The organism is Deltaproteobacteria bacterium HGW-Deltaproteobacteria-2, from assembly GCA_002840505.1.
Classification (GTDB): Bacteria; Desulfobacterota; Syntrophia; order Syntrophales; family Smithellaceae; genus Smithella.
Map to the genome: position 1 here is coordinate 183952 of PHBC01000006.1, position 23569 is coordinate 207520.

At 41.0% G+C, this 23569-nt stretch carries 25 protein-coding genes and 1 tRNA gene; 12 read left to right on the forward strand and 14 right to left on the reverse strand.

Annotation, left to right across the window (positions count from 1 at the left end):
- From CVU62_12725 to CVU62_12735, 3 genes are all read right to left on the reverse strand, one after another.
- Positions 1–1963 (reverse strand): formate acetyltransferase (locus CVU62_12725; GenBank protein PKN36953.1); only part of this gene is annotated, 1963 nt, incomplete at its 3' end.
- Between the two features lie 77 nt (positions 1964–2040).
- Entirely contained in the window at positions 2041–2205 is a 165-nt protein-coding gene (locus CVU62_12730; protein ID PKN36954.1) for a benzylsuccinate synthase, read from the reverse strand.
- 43 nt (positions 2206–2248) lie between these two features.
- Entirely contained in the window at positions 2249–2680 is a 432-nt protein-coding gene (locus CVU62_12735) for a hypothetical protein (GenBank protein PKN36955.1), read from the reverse strand.
- Between the two features lie 352 nt (positions 2681–3032).
- On the opposite strand from CVU62_12735, the gene CVU62_12740 reads away from it, so the two are divergent.
- On the forward strand, positions 3033–3707 hold the full coding sequence (locus CVU62_12740) for a hypothetical protein (protein PKN36956.1): 675 nt from the start codon (positions 3033–3035) through the stop codon (positions 3705–3707).
- A gap of 106 nt (positions 3708–3813) precedes the next feature.
- Here CVU62_12740 and CVU62_12745 read toward each other — a convergent pair whose 3' ends face one another.
- From CVU62_12745 to CVU62_12785, 9 genes are all read right to left on the reverse strand, one after another.
- Complete coding sequence (locus tag CVU62_12745; GenBank protein PKN36957.1) at positions 3814–4539, reverse strand: hypothetical protein; 726 nt, start codon at positions 4537–4539, stop codon at positions 3814–3816.
- A gap of 100 nt (positions 4540–4639) precedes the next feature.
- Positions 4640–5050 (reverse strand): MarR family transcriptional regulator, encoded by a 411-nt coding sequence (locus CVU62_12750; protein ID PKN36958.1) that lies wholly within the window; start codon positions 5048–5050, stop codon positions 4640–4642.
- 149 nt (positions 5051–5199) lie between these two features.
- The gene (locus CVU62_12755) at positions 5200–5916 is read right to left on the reverse strand and encodes a hypothetical protein (GenBank protein ID PKN36959.1); all 717 of its coding nucleotides are present in this window, start codon (positions 5914–5916) and stop codon (positions 5200–5202) included.
- Between the two features lie 290 nt (positions 5917–6206).
- The gene (locus CVU62_12760) at positions 6207–6413 is read right to left on the reverse strand and encodes a glutaredoxin (protein PKN36960.1); all 207 of its coding nucleotides are present in this window, start codon (positions 6411–6413) and stop codon (positions 6207–6209) included.
- Between the two features lie 142 nt (positions 6414–6555).
- Positions 6556–7122 carry an RNA polymerase subunit sigma-24 gene (locus CVU62_12765; GenBank protein PKN36961.1) on the reverse strand — a complete coding sequence of 189 codons (567 nt, stop codon included), beginning with the start codon at positions 7120–7122 and terminating at the stop codon, positions 6556–6558.
- Between the two features lie 313 nt (positions 7123–7435).
- Positions 7436–8722: a hypothetical protein gene (locus tag CVU62_12770; GenBank protein ID PKN36962.1), complete on the reverse strand. Its 1287-nt coding sequence runs from the start codon at positions 8720–8722 to the stop codon at positions 7436–7438.
- A gap of 404 nt (positions 8723–9126) precedes the next feature.
- A tRNA-Met gene (locus CVU62_12775) sits at positions 9127–9203 on the reverse strand.
- Positions 9204–9292: 89 nt separating this feature from the next.
- A complete protein-coding gene (gene speB, locus CVU62_12780) occupies positions 9293–10138 on the reverse strand; it encodes an agmatinase (protein ID PKN36963.1) in 846 nt (281 codons plus the stop codon).
- 42 nt (positions 10139–10180) lie between these two features.
- Complete coding sequence (locus CVU62_12785; GenBank protein ID PKN36964.1) at positions 10181–10954, reverse strand: hypothetical protein; 774 nt, start codon at positions 10952–10954, stop codon at positions 10181–10183.
- Between the two features lie 241 nt (positions 10955–11195).
- On the opposite strand from CVU62_12785, the gene CVU62_12790 reads away from it, so the two are divergent.
- From CVU62_12790 to CVU62_12840, 11 genes are all read left to right on the forward strand, one after another.
- Complete coding sequence (locus tag CVU62_12790) at positions 11196–12191, forward strand: KpsF/GutQ family sugar-phosphate isomerase (GenBank protein ID PKN36965.1); 996 nt, start codon at positions 11196–11198, stop codon at positions 12189–12191.
- 18 nt (positions 12192–12209) lie between these two features.
- Entirely contained in the window at positions 12210–12734 is a 525-nt protein-coding gene (locus tag CVU62_12795) for a hypothetical protein (protein ID PKN36966.1), read from the forward strand.
- Positions 12735–12814: 80 nt separating this feature from the next.
- Positions 12815–13564 carry a YebC/PmpR family DNA-binding transcriptional regulator gene (locus tag CVU62_12800; GenBank protein PKN36967.1) on the forward strand — a complete coding sequence of 250 codons (750 nt, stop codon included), beginning with the start codon at positions 12815–12817 and terminating at the stop codon, positions 13562–13564.
- A 206-nt stretch (positions 13565–13770) separates the two neighbouring features.
- Positions 13771–14250 (forward strand): crossover junction endodeoxyribonuclease RuvC, encoded by a 480-nt coding sequence (locus CVU62_12805; GenBank protein PKN36968.1) that lies wholly within the window; start codon positions 13771–13773, stop codon positions 14248–14250.
- Entirely contained in the window at positions 14250–14858 is a 609-nt protein-coding gene (locus CVU62_12810; GenBank protein ID PKN36969.1) for a Holliday junction branch migration protein RuvA, read from the forward strand. The genes CVU62_12805 and CVU62_12810 overlap by 1 nt, the downstream gene beginning before the upstream one ends.
- 23 nt (positions 14859–14881) lie before the next feature.
- Positions 14882–15907, forward strand: a complete 1026-nt coding sequence (locus tag CVU62_12815; GenBank protein ID PKN36970.1) for a Holliday junction branch migration DNA helicase RuvB — start codon at positions 14882–14884, stop codon at positions 15905–15907.
- A 36-nt stretch (positions 15908–15943) separates the two neighbouring features.
- On the forward strand, positions 15944–16474 hold the full coding sequence (locus tag CVU62_12820; GenBank protein ID PKN36971.1) for a hypothetical protein: 531 nt from the start codon (positions 15944–15946) through the stop codon (positions 16472–16474).
- 197 nt (positions 16475–16671) lie between these two features.
- The gene (locus CVU62_12825) at positions 16672–17604 is read left to right on the forward strand and encodes a UDP-3-O-[3-hydroxymyristoyl] N-acetylglucosamine deacetylase (protein PKN36972.1); all 933 of its coding nucleotides are present in this window, start codon (positions 16672–16674) and stop codon (positions 17602–17604) included.
- Between the two features lie 151 nt (positions 17605–17755).
- Positions 17756–18331 (forward strand): hypothetical protein, encoded by a 576-nt coding sequence (locus tag CVU62_12830; GenBank protein ID PKN36973.1) that lies wholly within the window; start codon positions 17756–17758, stop codon positions 18329–18331.
- A gap of 45 nt (positions 18332–18376) precedes the next feature.
- On the forward strand, positions 18377–20584 hold the full coding sequence (locus CVU62_12835) for a PAS domain-containing sensor histidine kinase (GenBank protein PKN36974.1): 2208 nt from the start codon (positions 18377–18379) through the stop codon (positions 20582–20584).
- Between the two features lie 165 nt (positions 20585–20749).
- A complete protein-coding gene (locus CVU62_12840; GenBank protein PKN36975.1) occupies positions 20750–22120 on the forward strand; it encodes a Fis family transcriptional regulator in 1371 nt (456 codons plus the stop codon).
- Here CVU62_12840 and CVU62_12845 read toward each other — a convergent pair.
- Positions 22117–23103: a hypothetical protein gene (locus CVU62_12845; GenBank protein ID PKN36976.1), complete on the reverse strand. Its 987-nt coding sequence runs from the start codon at positions 23101–23103 to the stop codon at positions 22117–22119. The genes CVU62_12840 and CVU62_12845 overlap by 4 nt on opposite strands.
- A 30-nt stretch (positions 23104–23133) precedes the next feature.
- Complete coding sequence (locus CVU62_12850) at positions 23134–23541, reverse strand: hypothetical protein (protein ID PKN36977.1); 408 nt, start codon at positions 23539–23541, stop codon at positions 23134–23136.
- Positions 23542–23569: the final 28 nt, after the last annotated feature.

Below are 23569 nucleotides of genomic sequence, written 5' to 3' on the forward strand. Positions count from 1 at the left end.
CATAGTCATCATCATTGCCCCACTTAGGCGCATTCTTGACGAAATCAAGACGCATCTCCTCATGGCCCTGCCAATCGTCGGTGATCGCCTGCTTAAGCTGGGCCATGGTGTATTTCTTTTCTTCGAAAACCAGCTTCTTGATTGCTGCCAAACTATCGGCGTTTTCTACCCAGGTAAATGCTGTTATCCAGGAATTACCACGGCTGATCGACGGATCGTTCACATCCAGTCCGCCTTCAACCGAACGCTCGGAGATGGCCGACAGGAAAGGCCGTGGGGTAAACTTGGAAGCTAGTGATCTGGCCCGGTTCACCGGACGAACCAGGGTACTGAAGATGGTCTTCATCTGGAGAATCCATGCATCGTATACCTGCTCGAAATCGGTGAAAGTTGCCGCATCAGGCGTTTCAGCTCCGATCTGCATGTTGACCACCGGGTCGAAACCGCTGGTAAAGACGTACTCGATGATCTTGGCACAGTTCGCCGTGGCGTTGGCCATGCGCATGGACTGGAAACCATGATTGGTCGTGGGACACGGCGACATGCAGGCCTGATGCACCCAGGTGCGGGCCTCCTCGATGGGGTGTCCGTGCCAATGCATGGAATTAGCAATCAGGATAGGATCATTACGCATTGAAGGATAACCGAGCCCTTGGCGGATGCATTCAAAACATTCGCGCAGGACTTCTTCCTTGACTTTAGGATGCCAACGGAAACTGAAGGTCGGGTTGGCAACCCTGACCAGACGTGCTGCCTGAAGCAACGCAATTGTCATATCGTTGCAGGCGTCGCTGCCGTCTTTATTGACACCACCCAGGGTCCAGACCCAGGTTCCTTCTATACCCTGCAATCCTTCCCGGATCATTTTCACCTTGTACTGAGAAATCTCGGCGGCTCTGATCAGAAACTCGCCGACCAGATCCATGGCCTCTTCCTTGGTGAGGCTCTTGTCGATGTTGACGTCTTTGTCGTAATACGGACCATGGTAGTAGTCCGGTCTGGCGGGCCAGGCGCCTTCAATTGCTTCGCTCCGGCTGAACAGTTGAATGAAGATGTCGTACTGGAGCGATTCCTGGAGGGTACGGGGCGTCTTGGCCGGTACTCGTTCGCAGCAGTTGGCGATCTGCAAGAGCTCTTCTTTGCGCTTATTATCGGTCTCATAGTTTTCCGCAATGATCCTGGCCAGGCGTGCAAAGCGCTGACCATGGCGAATACCAGCTTCAAGGGTTATCTTCATGGCTTCCCACATGTTCATCTTGTCATACAGATCGCCCATTTCCGAGTTGGCGCCGGGTTTGTGGACATTGGCGTCCGCCTTGTCGATTTGGCGGTCAAGTTCGGCAATGATGTCTTCAAATGCCCGCTTGCCGGTCATGATGTATTCGTAATCCTTGCCGGAATAACCACCCCTGGCGACCGGGGCACCCCACCCTATCGTGCCGGAGACGACCTTCATCACGTCGGCCAGGTCCATGTAGGGCAGGATCTTGTCCAGATCAGATTTTCCGGACCAGTAAGTAACCACCTCATTGATTATCTTTAGACTCGCATCAATGGGCTCCGGAATAGCCGTAGAGTCATTGACAACCTCTGAATTCAGCATTGAGGCTATGGTTGGATTCCAACCGATCGTATTGGGCAGGCTGCCCACGTAGCCTACGAGCTGGGCCTTGTCGGTGATAAAGATCGTCTTGTTATCCAGGTAATGAGCAAAAATCTTGGCCTGTTTAACGACAAACGGATCGGGTGAAAACTCCAGCTCGCGCGCCTTTGCGGTATCCAACTGGGCCTCCTCCAAATCGACATGCAAGCCAGCCGGATAAAGTCCACCTATTGCACCTTTTTTCCATATGGCCTTTCTGAGGTAGTCCAATCTCTTCGATCTTTTCTTCTCGGCGGCCCACCACCATTCTTGTTTTTTTTCCAGTTCTTGAATACTAGCGTTTTTTGCTGGTTCTGCCATAAGATCTCCTCCCCTTATATTGTTGTTTGACTTTTTAGCTGACGTCCATCTTCTTTTAGTCGGTACCTGGTCTGTCGTTACCGCTTCTCAAACGAAGAACACGAACTTGCATCCTTATCCGCAACTACGGGATTTGCTTTGTAGTAGGCCTGCCTTGGATCAACCACTCTTGCAACACAATCTCCATTTTTAGGTTCTCCCTTTACGGGAAAGAATTTCTTACACTCCTTGCATAACGGCATCAATGTCACCTCCTTGTTTTTTTCTTTGCATTATTTAAACTATTTACTTCCTTTTTATGCTTGCATATTCCACTTCGTTATAATCTTCAAACATGAACGGGAGGTCCATCAAGGTCATTTCCGGACATGTCATTACCAGTCCATTTCCGGTTAATCCACCTCCCTGCAACTGCTCATTGCGCATTTTGGCCAGGATATCCTGGCCATCCCCTATCGTACCACCATAATACCAGTCTATGTTGACCTGGCCATTTGTTACCTTTAATATGCCATGATTAACTATTTCTTTGATTAGGTCAGCCCAACCGACGCCATCTTGAGCCAGTGTACCCATCTTGAAAAGATACAATGTTTTGCCATCTTTAGTTTGTTTAATGTTCTTCGCTCCCCACACTGTTTGAGATAAGGACACAGACCCAATCAAAAACAAGACGAATCCCATGCAAAGAAACTCTGCAACTTTTTTACATTTCATAAAAGTCACCTTCTGAAATATTTTTGACAAAAGAAGCGATAGCTTCTACCTCATGTCAAAAAAAACAAGCTGCCTTTAAGAACCTATGTAACTGATTTTCTTTCCCATTGTTCATTTCAGCTTTGTACCGAGCTTTTATTTGGACAGTTTGGTCTGGGCGTTTAATAGGATTGGAATATATATCTATAGTCGACAATCTTACTTTACTACAGAATAAATATAAATTGTCAAGAATTTTATTAAACAAAAATTGGTGAAAAAGAGAACTTCGCTGGTGTGCATATTGTTATTGCTCTTGGATATTATTTAGGATAAATGTAACAAATATTTTCTAATCGTAGGAGGTAGAGCGTTGGCTATTGAATTTAAGGCGTCAAAGGGGCTGACTGAACAGATAGCCGAGTACCTTGGATCTCGCATCATTCACATGGAACTCAAGCCGGGCGAGCGCCTCTTCGAGGCGAAACTGGCATCGGAAATGGGTGTGAGCAGGGCGCCCGTACGAGAGGCGTTACGCATGATGGAAATGAGTGGTCTTGTAGAGTTCGTGCCCAGACGCGGTGTCAGAGTGAGTGAATTATCGGAGAAAACGGTTCTCGCAATCACTGACGTGCTCAAGGAAGTCCTCGGTCTGGTTGCACTAAGGGGTGTCGAAAATGGAACTATGGAAGATTACGAGATACTCAGGACTATAGGAGAATCCTTGTCAGAGTATGCGGAGATTGAAGACATCTCCGGATACCTTAATGCCACCATGCAATTTGCCCATTCAGCCTGCCGGGCCACCAAGAATTTATTGTTGGAGAGGGTTGTTCTCTTTCTTTGGCCTTTAGTCAGCCGACTTCAATATATCTCACGCATATCCCAGAGGAATGGGTTGAAGAAGAATGTAGAATACTTCGAGCGTGCCTTGAATTATTATAGGAAAGGAAAATCGGATATGGCTGCCAAAGTCATACATGACCTTTTGGAAAATGAGGAAAAAAATGTAATTAAGTATTTACGTGAGAAAGGTTACGCAAAATAAGATGTTGTGTATGTAATTTAACAGTCATGATCATCGAGAATATCTCGGAAATATGACTATCTAGGTCATTGATCTTCCATGACTTCCCCGGGTACCTTCAAAAATTTCATTCGAGGCGGTATTTTGGAGCGAGCTCCTTAAATATCGGTTCTTTCGCCAAATTACGCATATTAATCAATGTATAAAACGGAACGTCCTCGCAGATAAGATTTACAATCTTCTTAGGAACATATTTTACTTCGGGATTGAAATAATTCCGGTAGATCACCCGCGTCTTATCAGTACCAAGCTTTTCAAGAATCCACGTATTGTTAGAATCCGTAACGCGAACGAGTTTACCATTAACGGGAACAGAAGCATCCGTAACCACTCTGCTGGTAACCACCATGTTTCCCTTTTCGCGATCAAATTTAGCACATGTTTCATAGAGGAGGTCTCTATTTCCAATAGGCCAGGGCGCAGTAAAAGCAAAATAATGCACCTGACAACCTTTTTCCCATGGCCGGACAAGAAAACTTTCATAACAGGTATGCATTAATTTTTTGTGCAGAGGAGCATACGATATAATGGCATAGATAATATCAATAGAGGCGGGAATTGTGATGATTCCTTTACATTCATTAATGTTCGAATTTTTATATGGCCGGACGTATACCTCTATGTCATCGGCGTTTTTCACCAGTTTCCATTCGTCTTCCGCATATAGATTTTGAGAAATACAAACACTGATCAAGGTTAGTAAAAAGAAAATATGTATCCATTTGGGAGTTCCTGAAATACACGGTTTCGATTCCGCGGCGAGTCTCTCTTTTACCAGACTTTCATGTGCCATATTGTCTCCTCCTGAATATTTTCTTGATAGTTTACAAATTTCTTTATTCTCTCCCGCCAGCAAATAATATCTTGCATGCTAACTATATTGATAAAAATTTTTACTTCCCTGAATCCTTCAGCATCCGTTCGAAAAGCAATCTTTCCTCTGGTTTAAAAATGGAAAGCACTTCGCGATGCGTGGCCTCAATGTCGTTGAGCAGTGCGTCCCTGGCACTGACTGCCTTCTTAGTTAAATAGATTTTTGTAATTCGTCGGTCTTCATCGTGAGTATCTTTTGCAATCCATCCGCCATCCACCATCCGCTCCAGGACTCCGGACAGGGTTGCACTATCCAACACCAGTTGATTCCCTATCTCTCCGATTGAAAGCCCATCATTTTGATACAAGGCATTGAGGACAAGGGCCTGTGTGGGCGTCAAACCATGGCGCAAAAACATGGGCTTGAATTTGCTATAAACCCGCTGGTTGGCTTTTGCGATAACGAATATAATAGTATCTTCATAAAGCAATAGGCATTACTCCTTTAGTTCGTATACGAAATAATTAATATTTATTCACCTGTCAAGATAAAAAATGCTCGGTTCAAAACAACAACCCCTTAAATCCAGCGCGCACAATTAGACGTCATTGATGCATATAATGCCATAGTCAAAAGATGCTAAGCCGCTGAATGCATTGCTCTGTCAACTTCATAGAAGATATTGTTTCTGGAAAACATTTCCTGCCATCCCCGAGGAGAACCACCGAAGAATTTATAATCATCATAATGATCAGCAACGATATCCCATACGATACGGCCGTTTTTATGCTGCATGCTGGGGAAAACGGGACAGTTTGTGACCAGTAAACTTATTTCAGAATAGGGGAATAAATTTTCCAGTAAGTCGTATAGTCGCACAAATGTATTTTTGTCCATCGGAGTTGCATCTTTTTCCAGATGCGGAATGTTACCATCACGATTTCTTATAAATAAAACTCTCTTGTTTTTGGGATCGTTAAAGAATCTTTCAATAAGCATGTCGTATTTCTGCTTAAGTAAAGGAATTTGCTGCTCTATATTGTTGTCAATAATTTTGTCATCCTCTGTCTTTTTAAAGTCATGATGGTACAACAAATTATAGTAAGTATCCCTGACTGTGAGCAGATCGGAAGATACTTCCAGATGGTTTATATTAAACAGATCGTGGAACCTGCTCTCCAATAACTTCCACAGCGCCTGAAAGGGTGTTATCCACCAGTCAAGCGGATAAGCATACTCGATGCCAAAGTTGGCTCGAATATTCCACGTTAACTCACAGTTACAGCCGAGGCTTATTATTCTATCAAATTTGTTAACTTTAATTTGGGATTCAAATAGATTTGAAAGGGGCTGCATAATCCACCTATAATCAGGTTTCAAAATATTGTAATCGGCACTATACCTTAAATTGATAAAAACTGCCGGGATCAATATAAGAAATGTCAATTTGCATGTCAAGGCAATCCGTTACCTTCGGAGACTATCTTTTTGACAGGTGCAACGTAAAAATCAGCTAAAGTGTAGCAGTAACCGCAAAATGATTCGCAAAGGCGAAAGTTAACAATGTAACAGCGTTCCCTTGTCTTTTTCAGCTTCCCCTATAGATTATTTTTGATTCGATGCACGATCGAATTATATCATACACCTCAGGTGCCACCATATCCGATAATGACTTTGCTGCCATCAACTATGACAGGTACCTTACGAACACCACCTGTGATATTAAGCATTTCCTGCAATCTTAGAATGTCAGACTCAACATCCACGTATTTTGTTTTTTCTCCGAAGGCCGACAGGGCCTTGTCAGTGAATGGTCAACCAGACTTTCCGTATATAATAATTTCTTTATCCATAGTGAGTCCCTCCTTATTCAATATTGGCATTTTTGCTTTATAGACGTAAAGGATGTCAAAAAGGATACATTTTATTCTTTTATAAATATGGTGGACTATGGGTTGAAGAAATTAATTATTTAGCGTGTTAGATATAGATTAATTACTTGGGGGTGCAAACTAACTCGTTTCTTTGATCATGATAAAGAGAACACTCTGTCGTGATATTTTTTCTTAATCTTGTTCGAGCGCGGTGAAGCCTTGTTTTTACGGCATCAAGGGTAATATCCAGAATCTCTGCAATCTCACGGTTTTTCATCCCCTCAAATTCACGGAGAAGCAACACAACACGTTCGTTTTCCGGCATTCGCTTAATGATGCGGTGTATGCAGGTATTCATTTCACGCCTCATAAGACCACTCTCAGCGTCAAGATGCTTTTCCTTTCCAAAAATATCACAATCACAGCTGTCTTCAATTGTATCCAGGGATATTATTGTTTGGCGTGACGAGGCTGAACGTCTATTATCTAATGCAACATTGGTGGCGATGCGATAAATCCAAGTAGCAAGACTTGATTCTTCTCTAAAACTTGATAAGTTACGGTTTATCTTTTCAAACACTACCTGTGTCAAATCCTCTGCATCGCTCTTGCCAACCATACCGAAAAGATAATGGAAAACTCGATCTCGAAATTCGTCGTGAATTTGTTGAAAATCAAAAGATGCCATTGTTATTAATACCTATGCCAAATCATAGCAACGCCATTCGGATCATAAAAGATAAATATCTAATCATTCTTAATGATTAGGAGCAGACATTTTCATAACATTAAATTATATTATCTAGAAATTTATTTTAGCGTTGACTTCACGTGCAAAGTCTCGGTAGTAGGCAGTTGTCAGAATTGAAGATTACCAATTTGAAAGATGCAACGTATGACATCGGCATAGCGATTTCGCTTATATAATTCTTTGGGATGCTATTGATGCATCCTCCAACCACCGCCTGCGTAAAATAATTGACCGGGTCAGCAACAGCTAATTAGTTATCTACATTAAATGGTTTTATCGAAGTTTTCAATGGATTATCATGTACATTAACAATTTCTTTTTCCATGCCCCGGTTGTAAGACTTTGTAAAAAAATGTACAAGATTAAATTTTATGGAATTGGTTTTTAAATTAAGCCAGCCTTCTTTAAAATCAGATCCGATGCCCGGAAGTTCTCCTTTAATATTTTCGTGTTTATCGACAGCACTTGCATTGTCATTATAGTACAGATTAACCTTTACAGGACTTGCCGCTGGCGATATACATCGAGACCAGAACGCTAATTTTTCATTTGTAAGAACACTCCATTTCCACGGCGATAGATTAAGGGATTTATCTGAGTCATCCATTTTGCCGTCAATAACCTGTCCTGCCAAATTTGTAGACGAATAAAATTTCCATCCTGCGCAGTTTCTAAAGTCATCGATAACAGTAGCGTGAAACGCGGACGGCTTAATCGGGAATTTAGCTGCGAAAGGAAATTCAGCATAGGTATAATAATAAATAGTATCCTGTTCCGTTGAGACAACAGGGATACCCAATACCGTAATTGTGTTTTTTGTATGAACAATCACGCGTACCGGTCCGTCAATATAACCGTATTCTTTGACTTTAATATCATCTTCGGTAGGATTTAACGTGACTCCCATGGATGTCATTGAAATCCTGACTTTCACCCTGTCTATTATATTTGTACCGTTGCCGCCAAGTCCTTTCCCAAAAGCATAATTAGAAGCTGCTACCGGATGGTTTTTATCAAATGCTGCAATGTAATTTGCTGCTGTTATTTTAAGATTGCCGGCATCATAATCTACGTAATCTACAGTTGATTTCTGAGTTGCTGATCTGTACAAAACCAAATATACCCATACTTTGTCCGATGTTTCGGGGTCTGTCAATTCTATCTCAGCGCAAGATATGGCATCTCTGAACTTATAATTTTTAATTTTATCGCCGGCATCTTTTACCATAAAAACAAGCTCATCGTCTTTATCAAAATTGTTATTAGAGCTTTTAGATATATCCTTTCCCGATGTCAGTACATAATTCCCGTTAATTATCTTGTCTATTTGAAACGGGATCATATTAAGCTTGTCCTCTTTATATGAATATAAATTATAATTATTTATTGGATTGCCTAGAATGAATTTGCAATCTTTACCCTTAATGATCACAGGATCAATAGTGCGATTTGGGGTTTCCACGGGATTACTTAAAGCAACGCCTTGAACGAAAATAATCATAATGATTACGGATAAAATAACAGATTTTTTTATCATAATTTCACCTCATGCTTCTTTTAGTAAATTAACTTTAAATCGTAGAGATTATTTTTCGATCTTTTCAGCTTCTTCAACTGGTCTTGCCGAATTCTTTAAATCTTTCTGTACCGGAGCGGTGACCTTATTGGATACAATTTATAGCGTTTCCGTTTGTACGTCAATTATTATTTAGTAAATTGAAATATTGCATGAATTGGGAAAACAGTTAAACAACATTACCGGAAGTAATCCACATTTATTGACTCAAAGAAAGAAGGGTTGTTCTTAATGTTCTTATGTTGTTAGAAGAGGTGAGATTCGTTTCCCCGCTCGTTGGGTTAAAAACACAAATGTATCTGATTGTGTCTGATCCAAAATGCAAAAAAGGAATTAGCTATATCAGCTAACCCCTTGTAATTATTTGGTAGCGGGGAGAGGATTCGAACCTCTGACCTTTGGGTTATGAGCCCAACGAGCTACCGGACTGCTCCACCCCGCGATCCAATTTTTGTCAAGGAGTTATTTTGATAAAGACTTTCAAAATTACACTTACTTGTAATGACTCGAAGTATATTGGACAGAAAGTCACTATTTAGTTATGTAACCCATAAAGCGGTAAATAAGTTTCGCCGCCATGAAATCCGGAGCAACAATGCCGGGAATAGGCGCCAGTTCTACCACGTCAAAGCCACGAATCTTACAGGAACTTGAAACTAACTTGAGCAGGCGTAAAACGTCCCTCCAATAAAGACCACCCGGCTCGGGAGTGCCCGTTGAAGGCATTATGGAAGGATCAAAAACATCCAAATCAATAGTGACAAATACATCACCGCTCAGGTCTTTGCAAACTGTTGTGTGCCAGTCTTTCTTTTCTAAAGCGAAATCGGCACTATAGGATTTAACTTTGCTTTGCGGTAAAAAAGCAGCTTCTTCTTTGCTCATGCTTCTGATGCCCACTTGGATCAGCGGGCAAATTTCGGAAATTCTTCTGGCAACGGAAGCATGGTTATAAGGACTTTCCTGATAGCTTTCGCGCAAGTCGGCGTGAGCGTCCAATTGCAGTACTTTTAGTTTGGGATATTTTTCTTTAAGTGCCTGTACAGCTCCGAAACTGATGCTGTGTTCTCCCCCTAGCATTACCGGTATTTTATTAAGAGCGGCAACTTTGGCAATTTTTTTGCGCACAGCATTGATCATATTTTTTGGTCCGCGCGAATCAATGTCAACAGGCAGGGTCGTATGAATGCCGGCCAAATAGGTTTCCTTCTCTAATTCTTCATCATAGAGTTCCATATTGGTTGAAGCTTCGATAATAGCTGCCGGTCCCCGGCGACTTCCCGGCTGGTATGTGGAAGTCAGATCATACCCAACGGGAACGACGACAAATAAAGCATCGCGCAGTGAATGCGCCGGATAAATTCCTCCAAAGTTCATAAGTTCATCCTCACTAATGGTTAAATTCAGTATATCTTTAAATCAAGGCCGGTAGTACCTTAGAAAAAAGTTACCGTCCTCATAGTATAAGAAAGAGTAATAATTTATCCAATCGCCCAGTGTAACAAAAGTCTTTTTCTTTTCCGCTATAGTATAATTGTTTAAACTTGGCACATGACAATGTCCCAGAATAACTGCGTCATAGTTTTCCTGAAATTTAGCTAAAGCAAAAGAAGCCATTTTTTTTACCAGTGCGTCGCCGTCTTCCACAGTCAGTTCTTTACTGGTAGAGGAAGCAAGTCCGGCCAGAGTCCAACTGATGTTAGCCGGGATTATACGCTGAATGTTATAGAAAGTACGGCTGCGCAAAGCCTTGCGGAATAAAAGATATCTGATATTGTCTCCATCCGTTGTGTCACCGTGTGCGATAAGAACATTCAAATTATCCAGTTTGGCATTGATCATTTCTTCGAATACTTCCATTCCCAGAACATCGCTGAAATATTCTCCCATAAAGAAATCATGATTACCTTCACTTAAGTGAATATTGATTCCCGCTTCCTTTAGTTCGATTAATTTATTGATCGCCGGCTTAAACTCCGGATTGATTTTCTCCTTCCGACAGAACCAGAAATCAAATAAATCGCCGGCAATATAAAGATCGTTAATGCTTTTTGGTGATGAGTCCGTTACGTTATGATTAATTTGGGACGTGATATTCCCTTTCTTAACAGCATCGAAGAAATCCATCAGTTTCTTATATCTGTCATCGCTGTATTTTCGTAAATGAGCATCGGAAATGAAAATGGCTTTCATGCTTTAGTCCCGTTAATTTGATTCAAATGTGTTTTAGCAGATACCTTTCGTGAGGTCAATAAACACCTGCTGCATCCATAAAAATAATGATATATTAACAAAATCGCAGATGCCTGAAGAATCATTTTGCTAAGAAACGTTTTCAATTCATTCTTGTTTTGTCTGTGTTTTTTTGCTAGCTTTGATAAAAATTATCCGGTTTAGAAAAATTAATATTCATAATTTAAATAAAGGCAAATAAATGACAAAAAAACAAAAAGTAATTAAACAGGCAATAGATGTATTAAAAATAGAAGCACAGAGCATTTTGCAGTTGATCGATAAAATCGACAACAATTTTTCCCGTGCTGTAGATTTAATTTCCAAATCCAAGGGCAGAGTTATCATTACGGGCATTGGAAAATCAGGCTTAATTGGACGAAAAATCGTTGCCACGTTAACGAGCACGGGAACACCGGCGCTTTTCTTACATCCTGTTGAAGGCATCCACGGCGATTTGGGTATAGTCACCAAGGAGGACATATTGCTGGCCATTTCCAACAGCGGTGAAACCGGCGAACTTATACCCATCATAAAATCCGTTCGTCATATCGGGGCGCCTATAATAGCTTTTACGGGCGGTCTATCTTCAACTCTGGCACAGGCTAGTGATATTGTCATTGACGTTTCCGTGGAAAAAGAAGCCTGTCCCTTCGGTCTTGCTCCCACTTCCAGTTCTACTGCCACATTGGCAATTGGCGACGCTCTGGCTATTGTTCTTATTGATGAGAAGCAATTTAAGGAAAAAGATTTCTATAAATTTCATCCCGGAGGAAATCTTGGTACCAGGTTAAAAGAAACCGTAAAAGATGCCATGATTGCCGGAAAACAAATTCCCAAAGTGCTTGCGGGAACTTCCGTTACAAAAGCAGTACAGGAAATTAACAGTAAAAATGTCGGATTTGTTTTAATTACCGATAATAAAGATAAACTTCTGGGGATTTTTACTGACGGCGATGTACGTCGCATGATCAGCAAAGGAATATCTTTTGAAGGAAAAATTATTAATGAGGTTATGACTAAAAATCCTCAGACAATAGATGAAAATATTTCCCTGGCTCAGACATTGGAACTAATGCAGAAAAAAGAAATAACCTCCTTTGCCGTGGTTAATGAGAAAAAAGAATTGAAAGGATATATCCACCTGCATGATATTTTAGGACGGGGCGGATCGGTTAATATTTCGTTGAATCAATAATTGCCGGGGGAAATAATAATGGCCCTTTATGAATTTGACGGCAAAAGACCGCAGGTGCCGATCGATTCTTTTGTTCACCCGCATGCCGTTTTAATCGGCGATGTAAAAGTAGGCCATGAATGCCTGATTGCTCCCGGTGTCTCCATCCGGGCGGATTTTGGACCGGTTGTTATCGGCAATCGTTCCAACGTTCAGGATAATTCCGTTATTCATGTCTATCCCGATTCCAGGGTGATCATTGAAGAAGATGTCACTATTGCTCACGGTACTATTCTTCATGATGTTATCATTAAATCAAGATGTGTAATCGGCATAGGCGCTATTTTGCTCTTTAACTCTGTTTGCGAAGAAGATGTTTTTGTGTCTGTTGGTTCAATTGTACCCAGGGGCATGCATATCCCTGCCGGTAAGATAGTCGCCGGCAACCCGGCAAAAATCACTCACGATGTTACTGATGAACAAAAAATGATGGCGAAAGCCGGCATCGACTATTATTGTGATATCTGCAAAAAATATATCGCTACGATGAAAGCAGTTATTTGATTCACCTGCAATAAACTTTACAAGCTTAACACCTTGTGATATTAAATAAAAGTGTTGAAAAACCATTAAGGAGAAGTAACATGTCCGGCCATTCCAAATGGAGCACAATAAAAAGAAAAAAAGGCGCGATAGACGCCAAGCGCGGCAAGATATTTACCAAGATTATTAAGGAAATAACCCTGGCAGCACGGCTGGGCGGCGGAGATATTGAAGGAAATTCCCGGCTCAGGCAGGCGGTTGCGCTCGCCAAAGAAGAAAATATGCCCAAGGATAATATTGATAGGGCGATTAAAAAAGGTACCGGTGGCGAACAGGGCGCGGCTGCTTTTGAAGAAATAACCTATGAGGGTTACGGTCCCGGCGGCGCGGCAGTTATTGTGGAAATTATGACCGATAACAAAAACAGGACTGTGGCGGAAATCAGACATATCTTCTCCAAACACGGAGGCAATCTCGGTGAGAACGGTTGTGTGTCATGGATATTCGCGAAAAAGGGAAGTATAGTTATTGATAAAAAAGTTATTGATGAAGATGCTCTGATGGAACTGGCTCTGGAAGCCGGAGCGGAAGATGTGCAAAGTGAAGATAGTGAATATGAAGTAATTACCGATCCCGCTTCCTTTGAAGTTGTAAAAAAGGCGCTTGATGCCAAGGGGATAAAGCATCTGGAAGCCCGGATCAGCATGATTCCGTCCAATACCGTCAAATTGGGAGCGAACAAAGCGGAGCAAATGCTCAAGATGATGGAAAAACTGGAAGATAATGACGACGTGCAGAATGTCTACGCTAATTTCGATATAGATGAAGATGTCATGGAGAAGTTAAGTTAAAGAATATCAAAGCTTTCATGTTTTATTATGTCGAAGAACCTTTGAAAAACCGCTCTAGTTGTCATTTCGAGGAGTCTGCCTTGGCGGACGATGAGAAATCTTTACTTTAAGTTATAAAATTTCTCCCTATGGTCGAGATGACAAATGATAATTTTCAATGGTTTAATGAATGTCACGTGTAAGATATTTTTTGCGGAATTAAAAAATTGCGAATCTTAGGAATTGATCCAGGCAGTCATGTTACCGGTTACGGCATCATTGAAAAGAAGGGGAATTATTTGCAGCATGTTCTTCATGGCGAAATCAAGCCGAAAAAAGATTCGCCTTTATCCGCAACGTTAATTGTTGTTTATCAGCAGCTTTCCGCAGTAATTTCTCAGACCACGCCTCAGGCTATTGCACTGGAAAATATTTTTTACGGAAAAAATGTCCGCAGCTTGATTAAACAGGCTCAGGTCAGAGGTGTTGTAATTTTTGCCGGCGCCGATAAAGGGCTGGATGTCTTTGAATACTCACCGTTGGAAATTAAAAAGGCCGTGGTGGGTTACGGAAGGGCGGAAAAACGACAAGTTCAGGTCATGGTCAAAGCCATTTTAAAACTGCCCGAGCTTCCTCCGGCGGACGCTGCGGATGCGCTGGCAACCGCGATATGCCATGCTAACTTCTCAAAGGAAATACCAATCTGATGATTGCCTTAATCAGCGGTAAAATCGTTTATAAAGGTATCGCTCACGTGATTGTTGATGTCCAGGGCGTCGGCTATCGTATTTTTATTCCGCTGACAACTTTTTATGAATTGCCGGAAGCAGGACAACCAATAACTCTGCATATTCATACCAATGTCAAACAGGACGCCATAAACCTGTTTGGTTTTCACACTATTCAGGAAAGAGATCTTTTTCAATTGATGATTTCGGTGAGCGGCATTGGGCCTAAAGTTGCCATGAATATCCTTTCCGGTATTTCCGCGCTGGAATTGTTGAGTGCCATATCCGGCGGGCATGTCGAAAAACTGATTAAGGTTCCGGGAGTGGGCAAAAAAATGGCCGAGCGTCTGATTCTGGAATTAAAAGAAAAAGTTCTCAAGAAAATGATGCTGGAGAAAGAACCCGAGGCTGGTCTTCAGAATCGCATTGATGAAATTATAACAGAAGATGTTCTTTCCGCTTTGGTGAATTTAGGTTATAAAAACAATGTCGCTAAAGACGCTTTAGATAGGGCTATCCGTTCATCCGAAGAAAAATTGGAAATGGATAAGCTCTTGAAAAAGACTTTAAAATTTCTTGCCGGTTAATTTGAACGAATAAGGTATGCGATATGGATAAACCTGTAAAAAATGTTTTAATCAGTCCTTCCTGCGCCGATGAAGAAAGTGACTTTGAAGTTACTTTACGTCCGGCGAAATTAAAAGATTATGTCGGTCAGGAAAAAGTAAAAAGCAATCTGGCTATCTTTGTTGAAGCAGCAAAAAAACGCCGCGAGGCCCTTGATCATGTACTTCTATACGGTCCTCCCGGGTTGGGAAAAACTACGCTGGCTTATATTATTGCCAGGGAAATGGGCGTTGATATCAAGGTTACTTCCGGGCCGGTTATAGAGAGGCCGGGAGATTTGGCAGCAATTTTAACGAATATGCAAGAGCATGAAGTTCTCTTCATCGATGAAATTCACAGGCTTTCCCATGTGGTGGAAGAAATTTTGTATCCGGCCATGGAGGATTTTCATATTGATATTTTAATCGGGCAGGGACCATCCGCCAGATCAATGAAACTGGACATTCCCAAATTTACGCTGGTGGGAGCGACAACCCGCGCCGGATCGCTTACTTCTCCCTTGCGTGACCGTTTCGGCATGCACTTTCGTCTGGAGTTTTACTCGCCGCAGGAACTTGCTATTATTCTGAAGAGATCTGCATCCATTCTGGGAGTCAAACTTGCCGCCGCAGGGGCGGAGGAACTCGCCGCACGCGCACGTGGCACGCCGCGTATTGCCAACCGTCTACTCAAACGCGTACGCGATTACGCCGAGGTGAAAAGCGATGGGACCATTGATGGGAAAATAGCCCGGGAAGCGCTGGATGCTTTTGAAGTTGATCAAAAAGGATTTGATCAGATGGACAGAAAACTACTACTGACGCTGATTGAAAAATTCAACGGCGGACCGGTCGGAGTGGATAGTCTTGCCGCGGCCATTGGCGAAGAAAGAGTGACCATTGAAGATGTCTATGAACCGTATCTGATTCAGGAAGGTTATTTGCAAAGAACGGCTCGCGGTAGAATCGCTTCCGCCAGAGCGTACGAACACTTTGGGTTGAAGGCCACTGGACAGGGAGAAATATTTTAACATAGGACAAAAATAACACCGGTTAAATTTTATAATATGAAAATGTTAATGCACATCTGTTGCGGGCCTTGCACCATCTATCCCCTGAAAGAGTTAAGAACTCATGGGCATCAAATCACCGGGGTTTTTTACAATCCCAATATTCATCCTTATCAGGAATATCAGAGACGCCGCCAGACTCTTATGGATTATTCTGATAAAACATTTTTAAATATTGTCTGGCCGGAAGGATATCCGTTGGAAGAATTTTTACGGGCAGTTGCTAATCTAAAAGAAAATGAAAGATGTGCTTTCTGTCTGAGAGATCGTCTGGCCTATACTGCAGAAATGGCAATTCAGGAAAAATACGATGGTTTTACGACCACATTACTTTACAGCAAATATCAAAAGCATGATATGATTAAGGAAATCGGGAAAACCTTGGGCCAGCAACTGGGAATATTCTTTTATTATCAGGATTTTCGTACTGGATGGGCCGAAGGTGTAAAAATATCCAAAGAGTTGGATATGTACCGCCAGCCTTATTGCGGTTGCATTTACAGCGAAAAGCAGAGATACTGCAAATAATTTTATATACTTATATATCTAGAATATCAACTGTGGCGATTATGCCACACCAAGACAGAAAACAACCAATTTTATCGATTCGTATTTCAATAAAAACATAATTATTACAACATGATATATTTTATGACGAATATTGCAGAATATGGTATGCTAATTGCTGTTATTTGAAGTATCAATTTTTTATTTTGGGAAAAATTATGAATTTGCAGCGTACACTTAAAAAAGAAATAAATTGTTCCAGCATAGGTTTGCATACCGGCCGTAAAATCAACATGAAGATAAAACCGGCACAGGCTGATACAGGTATAGTTTTTATCCGTAAGGATTTGCCCGAAGCAATGCCGATTCTAGCCCGCTATGATAATGTTTGCGATACGACGCTGGCCACAACATTAGGTTCCAACGGGGTAACGGTTTCTACAGTGGAACATCTTTTATCGGCGTTCAGCGGGATGGGTGTTGATAACGCTGTTGTAGAACTTGATTCTTTTGAGGTACCTGTTATGGACGGCAGCGCGCTTCCTTTTGTGAATATGCTCAAGGAGGTCGGCACGCACGTTCAAAAGAAAAATAAAAAACTGTTGATTATTAAGAAACCCGTATCTGTAAATAACGGCGATGGCAGCGCCATGTTTATGCCTGCGGATGAATTTAAAATAACTTATGAAATAGATTTCAAACACCCTGTTATCGGTAAACAATCATTAGACATGACTTTCTCGGATGAAATATATGAAAAAGATATTTGTGCTGCTCAGACTTTCGGTTTTCTGAAAGATCTGGAGTTTCTGCAGGCAAAAGGTCTGGCGCTGGGTGGATCGCTGAAAAATGCAATTGTTCTCGATGAGAAAAAAATTATCAATAAAGAAGGACAACGAATCGAGAATGTTTTTGTAAAACATAAAATTCTTGATGCGATCGGAGATTTGTTTTTGTTGGGAATGCCGATAATCGGGCATTTTATAGCTTACAAATCCGGCCATCGTTTAAATAATCTTTTGCTTAGAGAGTTAATGGCTAAAAAAGATTGTTGGGAAATTGTTAATTCTATCAATAAAGAAGAAGTACATAAGCTTAATTTTCTCAAAAAAATTCCTTCCTTTAAAATTCTCGACGCCATTCGGGCTTAAACCAAATAAATCTTGATTTTTATCGATAGGTTGCCTAAGATTACAACTTAAAATTTTAAGGCTGGTTTCTTTCATGCCGTACCCCTTTTAAATTTTAATACGAGTACTGCGTGATTTTACTTGTTTTAAATTTTGGATAAACAGGCGTTTTATGAATAATATAAAAAATAAAAGATTGTTTTTGATTTTCTTGTTTCTCGTTTTTGTTTTTATGGCGCTGCCAATGAGGGTGCAGGCTATCGAACCGAAAATTACGGATATTTTGGTTACAAACAATAGAGAAAGCGTTCTTTTATATGCGCGCCTGGTCAACGGTTTTAAACCCGAAATGGAAATGGCGATTTTAGCCGGAATCCCCGCAGTCTTTACTCTGCAACTGGAAGTTTATCAGGAAAGGTCTATTGCATGGGATAAAAAAATAACAGGTTATGAAATTAAACGCACTATGAAATATGACAATCTCAAAAAGACATTTAGTATTTACACCAATGGCAACCAGCAGCCTGTTATTTTCTCTGATTTTGAAAGTGCGCAAAAGGCAATGACGGATTTTAATGGAATAATTGCTGTTCCTCTGTCTTCGCTTACAAAGGGGAAAAATTATTATATGCTGATTAAAGTTAAAATGGATAAGGTTCGCCTGCCTTTGCGCATGGAGTATGTATTTTTCTTCGTTTCTTTCTGGGATTTTGAAACGGCATGGAATCGACAGAATTTTTCCTATTAGCGGGTGAATTCATTTTTGGTGTACGGGAGTGGCCTTGATTAGCCGATGAAAATAAAACAAAAAAAAAGCAATATCGATGAAAAGGAATTAAAAAAACGACGCCGTGAACGGATTGTCATGGTAGCTGTGGGCATTTTAGCAATTACTTTTACGCTGCTTGCCAGTCAATTTTTCAACAAAAATGATTTGCCTCTATCAACAAACATTTTCGTCTATGGTCTTACCAGCCTTAATGCTATTCTTATAATTCTCCTGCTTTTTCTGATTATCAGGAATGTCGTCAAACTATTTTATGAGCACCGCCGTGGAATTATCGGTTCCAGACTAAGAACAAAACTGGTGGCTACTTTTGTCGGGTTATCACTTATTCCGACAATTTTACTTTTTTTGTTTGCCGTCAATTTTCTTTCATACAGCATGGAGTTCTGGTTCAATATTAAAATTGGTGATGCCTTAAACCGGTCATTGGAAGTGGCCCAGGTTTATTACCAGCAAATGGGAGAACAAGCCAAGTTCAATGCCCGCCAAATCAGCGCCGATATTACCAGAAACCATCTATATGAAAGCGAAAGGATTGAGTACCTGAAAAGTTTCATCGGTCAACGCCAAAAGAATTATAAGGTAGGCATGGTTGAAACTTATTTTGATTTTCAAAAAGAAAGAACGGTTTTTGCTGATGCCGAACATCCGGAACTTGTTCCGGTGACTCTTGACCCGAAAATGATAGAAGATATTTATTCCGGTAAAGAAGCTTCTACAATTCAACCTACCAATATCGGAGATGCAGTTGTCGGTATCGTTCCGGTTTTTTCTTCTGCGCTGCCTTCGGAAGTAATCGGCCGTGTCTCGGTAAATTACATTGTTCCTAAGGGCTTTGTGGATAAACTTAGAAGCATAGCCGACGCTTCTGAACAGTATGGCAAGATTAAACTTTTGAAAAATCCGATTAAATCAAATTACATTATTACGCTGTCCATAGTGACTCTGGTTATCATATTTTTAGCGACATGGTTTGGATTGACTCTAGCCAAGGGAATCACTGATCCTATTCAAGATCTTGTTTTGGCTACTAATAGAATTACACAGGGAGATTTGGATAGTCGTATTAATATTGAAGCGGACGATGAGATTGGACTTTTGGTAAAATCATTTAACCAGATGACCGTGGATTTAAAGAAAAGCAAGAACAGCGTGGAAGAAGCGAATATAAATCTGGAGCAGCGGCGAAAATATATGGAAACAGTTTTGCGAAATGTTTCCGCCGGGGTTATTTCCGTGGATAAAGCCGGAATGATCACTACTATAAATCGTGCTGCGGAGAATATGTTTGATATTAAAGCGGAGAAGGTTCTTTTTCAAAATTATCGCGATTTAATGATGCCGGAACACCTTTCTCTGGTTGACGAATTTCTGCAGGAAATGAAAGAGAACAACGAGAGCGTATTGGAAAAACAGTTGGAAGTTATGCTTAAAGAGAAAGCCATTACTGTTCTTCTGACTATTACAACAATTCATGATGAGGAAGGTAATGACTCCGGTATCGTTATAGTTTTTGAAGATTTGACTCAACTTCAAAAAGCAGAACGTGCTGCTGCCTGGCGTGAAGTAGCACGTCGCATGGCGCACGAAATCAAAAATCCGCTGACTCCGGTTCAGCTTTCCGCACAAAGATTGCAGAAAAAATATGGAGATAAATTAGGAGAAGAAGGTTCCGTATTTAAAGAGTGCACTCAGACAATTATTGATCAAGTGGAAGTGCTGAAAAATCTGGTCAATGAATTTTCCCGTTACGCGCGAATGCCGGTGACTTCTTTGTCTCCGAACGACTTGAATGCCGTGGTTGCCGAAGCCGTTTTACTTTTTCAGGATGCGCACAAAGATATCGTTTTTGAATTTAAACCCTCAGAGGGACTTCCGAAATTTGATTTAGACGCAGAGCAAATCAACAGAGTAATGATCAATTTGCTGGATAACGCCGTCGCGGCGATCGATAAGAAAAGTGGTCATATAGATATTACCGTAACCTATGATGAACAACACCGTAAAGCCACGGTGACGGTGGCAGACGATGGCAGAGGAGTTCCTGCAAGTTATAAAAGAAAAGTATTTGAGCCGTATTTTTCGACAAAAAAAGCGGGAAGCGGTCTTGGTCTGGCGATTGTAAGCTCAATTATTTCCGATCATCGTGGTCAGGTTAGCGTCGCTGATAATAAACCCACGGGAACGATTGTTTCTTTTCAGTTGCCGGTTTAGTGAGCCAAGCTGAAAGCGAATGGAATGAAGCTTGAAGCGTAAAACGAACTATCCCAGGAGCGAAGCGACGCGGGATTAGAGGTATGCCGGAGAGTATGAACCGCAAATCTTGCTTTGGGATTCATACCCGTGATATAAAAATAATTAATTGGCGGAAAAGTTGACATGAACGAGACAATTCTTGTAGTTGATGATGAAGAAAGCATTTGCCACTCTTTGAAGGCAATCCTGGCAGACGAGGGCTATCAGGTTCTGGTCGCAGGCAGCGGTGAAGAAGCTATTAAGATTGTTGAAGAAGAAATGCCCCAGCTTATTTTACTCGATATCTGGCTGCCGGGCATGGATGGTCTGGAAACTCTCAAGTCCATTAAGAAAATAAATCCTCAAATGCTGGTAATTGTAATGTCCGGTCATGGCACAATCGAAACAGCAGTAAAGGCCACGAAGCTTGGCGCATTCGATTTTATCGAAAAACCTTTGTCGCTGGATAAAATTATAATTCTGGTAAACAACGCCATAAATTTAATTCGTCTGCAGGAAGAAAACGTTTTATTGAAAGAGAAAGTTTCACACCAGTATGAACTTACCGGCACAAGCCCGGCGATAACTGAACTTAAAGAGATGATCAGCATTGTCGCTCCGACGAACGCCTGGATTTTAATTATGGGAGAAAACGGTACGGGTAAAGAGTTGGTGGCGCGGTCGATTCATCATTTAAGTTTGAGATCACACAAAGATATCGTTGAGGTCAACTGTGCGGCAATACCGGAAGAGCTTATAGAAAGTGAATTGTTCGGTCACGAAAAAGGAGCTTTTACCGGAGCTACAGAGAAAAAGCGCGGCAAATTCGATCTTGCCCATGAAGGCACAATATTTCTTGATGAAGTTGCCGATATGAGCCTGAAAGCGCAGGCAAAAATTCTGCGTATTTTGCAGGAAAAAAAGTTTGAAAGAGTCGGCGGTAATAAATTAATCGACATGGATGTGCGGGTTTTAGCTGCGACAAATAAAGACCTGGAAGAGGAAATGAAAGCGGGGCGTTTCCGCCAGGATCTTTATTATCGTTTGCATGTAATTCCTCTTGTTGTTCCACCCCTGCGTGAAAGAAAGGAAGACATTAACCCTCTGGTAGAACGTTTTATTCTTGACTTTACCACCAAAGAAGGTCTGGAACCGAAGACATTGACAGATGAAGCGATGGCTCTGCTGATGAAGCACGATTGGCCGGGGAATGTGCGGGAGTTGAAAAATATCATTGAAAGAATGATCATTCTGACTCCTGATGATGAAATAACGACCAAGGATATTCCACCTTTAAATATTAAAGAGGAAAGTGAGGCGGCTTTCGGCTCTCAGTCTGTAGCCGGAGATTCGTTGAAAGATGCGAAGATGGATTTCGAAAGGCAGTTTATTTTAAAGAAGCTGGAAGAGAACGAAGGAAATATTTCTAAGACCGCTGAAGCGATTGGTCTGGAACGCAGTAATCTGCACAAAAAATTAAAAGCTCTGAAAATTGCAGTGAAAGACCAGCCTTAACTTTTTGTTATTTTATTTAGCTGGTTTTTCATATCGGGTATTGAAAATTTATTGAAAGGAAGAAATGCTACGCCGAGCACAACTACAATTATCATAGATAAGAAATGGTAAACAAGAGCAAAAGAAAGCGCTTCAGCTTTAGCCAAACCAAAAAGACTTAAAGCCAGAACACAGGCAAAATGCCAATTGCCAATATAACCGGGGGCTGTGGGAATGGCTATGCCCACGATGAGAATAATCATTAAAACAAACGAAGCCATTATCGGCAGACCAAAGCCGAAAGACTCCAGCAACATATAAATTGCCAGAACATCCACAAGCCAGATTAAAGCCGAAAGAAAAAACAAATATAAAAACAGTTTAATATTAGTGATGATTTGAAAGCCGTCAATAAAATGATGTATAAGTTCGTCAATTTTATGCGCTAATTTTCCGGGAAGTTTACTTAATATCCCATTGATTAACTTTAATGCTGCTTCTCTGCGCAGTATCAGAAAGATGATAAAACAAAACATCACTAACGCGAGCAGAAAAAAGATAATGCTTGATTTAATCATCCATGGCGGCAGGTCTGTAAAAAAAAGAATAATTATAGCAATTGCCAATACTGTGAAACTATCAAATACTCTTTCCACAAGAATGGTCCCCAGTGCGGAAGACATTTTTATGGAACTTCTTTTGGAGATTAAATAAGGTCTGGCCAATTCGCCAATTCGCGCTGGAATTGATGCTATTGCCAGAAAACCTACCGAAGTAACTGAGAAAAGAGATAATTGATCTATTTTCTCCATCGGCTGTAACATAACACCCCAGCGGTAAGATCGCAGCCATTGCATCAGCATTACAAGGATAATGAAAGAAATAACATAGCTGAACTGTATTCTTTGCAGATCACGGAAAACATCCTGAAGATTAATGCCTCTTATAGATAAGTAAACCAGGAAGACGCTGATCAGTATACCTAGGATAACTTTTTTATTCATTTAAATTTACCCGGCCATATTACGGCGATTTTATTTTTTAGCCAGGTAATCGGCAATTTTATCATGCAGAAGCTGGGACGATAGCTTATTGCCGAGTAAGCCCACGCGAATGGCTACTGTGGTTAGATTCTTTGATTTATATTTAATATCGAATTTAACTTTTTCATCATTTATTAATGTATTGATTGCTCCCCGGGCAATTTCTTTTTCAGGAACAACTTCGATGCCTTTCATATCGGCTACAGTTTTTTCACAGGCTGTCCATACTTCATCGAATGAAAAACTATAATCAGTTTTCAACTCACCGTTAATATAATAATAAGTTCCTGCCGTACCCGCTCCGGCAGCAGCTCCTCCGATAAGTAATGGTACGCAACCGGAAAAAATACAAAGAGCGAACAAGGATAAAATCAAGAACAAAAAATTATTTCTTTTCATGTTTTTTCCTCCGGTAAATTTATTGCAA

Excerpts from the sequence above, each read along its gene's own strand:
- CVU62_12730 (PKN36954.1), bottom strand. The coding sequence starts at position 2,205 with ATGCCGTTATGCAAGGAGTGTAAGAAATTCTTTCCCGTAAAGGGAGAA.
- CVU62_12735 (PKN36955.1), bottom strand. The coding sequence starts at position 2,680 with ATGAAATGTAAAAAAGTTGCAGAGTTTCTTTGCATGGGATTCGTCTTG.
- CVU62_12745 (PKN36957.1), bottom strand. The coding sequence starts at position 4,539 with ATGGCACATGAAAGTCTGGTAAAAGAGAGACTCGCCGCGGAATCGAAA.
- CVU62_12755 (PKN36959.1), bottom strand. The coding sequence starts at position 5,916 with ATGCAGCCCCTTTCAAATCTATTTGAATCCCAAATTAAAGTTAACAAA.
- CVU62_12765 (PKN36961.1), bottom strand. The coding sequence starts at position 7,122 with ATGGCATCTTTTGATTTTCAACAAATTCACGACGAATTTCGAGATCGA.
- CVU62_12770 (PKN36962.1), bottom strand. The coding sequence starts at position 8,722 with ATGATAAAAAAATCTGTTATTTTATCCGTAATCATTATGATTATTTTC.
- speB (PKN36963.1), bottom strand. The coding sequence starts at position 10,138 with ATGAACTTTGGAGGAATTTATCCGGCGCATTCACTGCGCGATGCTTTA.
- CVU62_12785 (PKN36964.1), bottom strand. The coding sequence starts at position 10,954 with ATGAAAGCCATTTTCATTTCCGATGCTCATTTACGAAAATACAGCGAT.
- CVU62_12790 (PKN36965.1), top strand. The coding sequence starts at position 11,196 with ATGACAAAAAAACAAAAAGTAATTAAACAGGCAATAGATGTATTAAAA.
- CVU62_12795 (PKN36966.1), top strand. The coding sequence starts at position 12,210 with ATGGCCCTTTATGAATTTGACGGCAAAAGACCGCAGGTGCCGATCGAT.
- CVU62_12800 (PKN36967.1), top strand. The coding sequence starts at position 12,815 with ATGTCCGGCCATTCCAAATGGAGCACAATAAAAAGAAAAAAAGGCGCG.
- CVU62_12810 (PKN36969.1), top strand. The coding sequence starts at position 14,250 with ATGATTGCCTTAATCAGCGGTAAAATCGTTTATAAAGGTATCGCTCAC.
- CVU62_12815 (PKN36970.1), top strand. The coding sequence starts at position 14,882 with ATGGATAAACCTGTAAAAAATGTTTTAATCAGTCCTTCCTGCGCCGAT.
- CVU62_12820 (PKN36971.1), top strand. The coding sequence starts at position 15,944 with ATGAAAATGTTAATGCACATCTGTTGCGGGCCTTGCACCATCTATCCC.
- CVU62_12825 (PKN36972.1), top strand. The coding sequence starts at position 16,672 with ATGAATTTGCAGCGTACACTTAAAAAAGAAATAAATTGTTCCAGCATA.
- CVU62_12830 (PKN36973.1), top strand. The coding sequence starts at position 17,756 with ATGAATAATATAAAAAATAAAAGATTGTTTTTGATTTTCTTGTTTCTC.
- CVU62_12835 (PKN36974.1), top strand. The coding sequence starts at position 18,377 with ATGAAAATAAAACAAAAAAAAAGCAATATCGATGAAAAGGAATTAAAA.
- CVU62_12840 (PKN36975.1), top strand. The coding sequence starts at position 20,750 with ATGAACGAGACAATTCTTGTAGTTGATGATGAAGAAAGCATTTGCCAC.
- CVU62_12845 (PKN36976.1), bottom strand. The coding sequence starts at position 23,103 with ATGAATAAAAAAGTTATCCTAGGTATACTGATCAGCGTCTTCCTGGTT.
- CVU62_12850 (PKN36977.1), bottom strand. The coding sequence starts at position 23,541 with ATGAAAAGAAATAATTTTTTGTTCTTGATTTTATCCTTGTTCGCTCTT.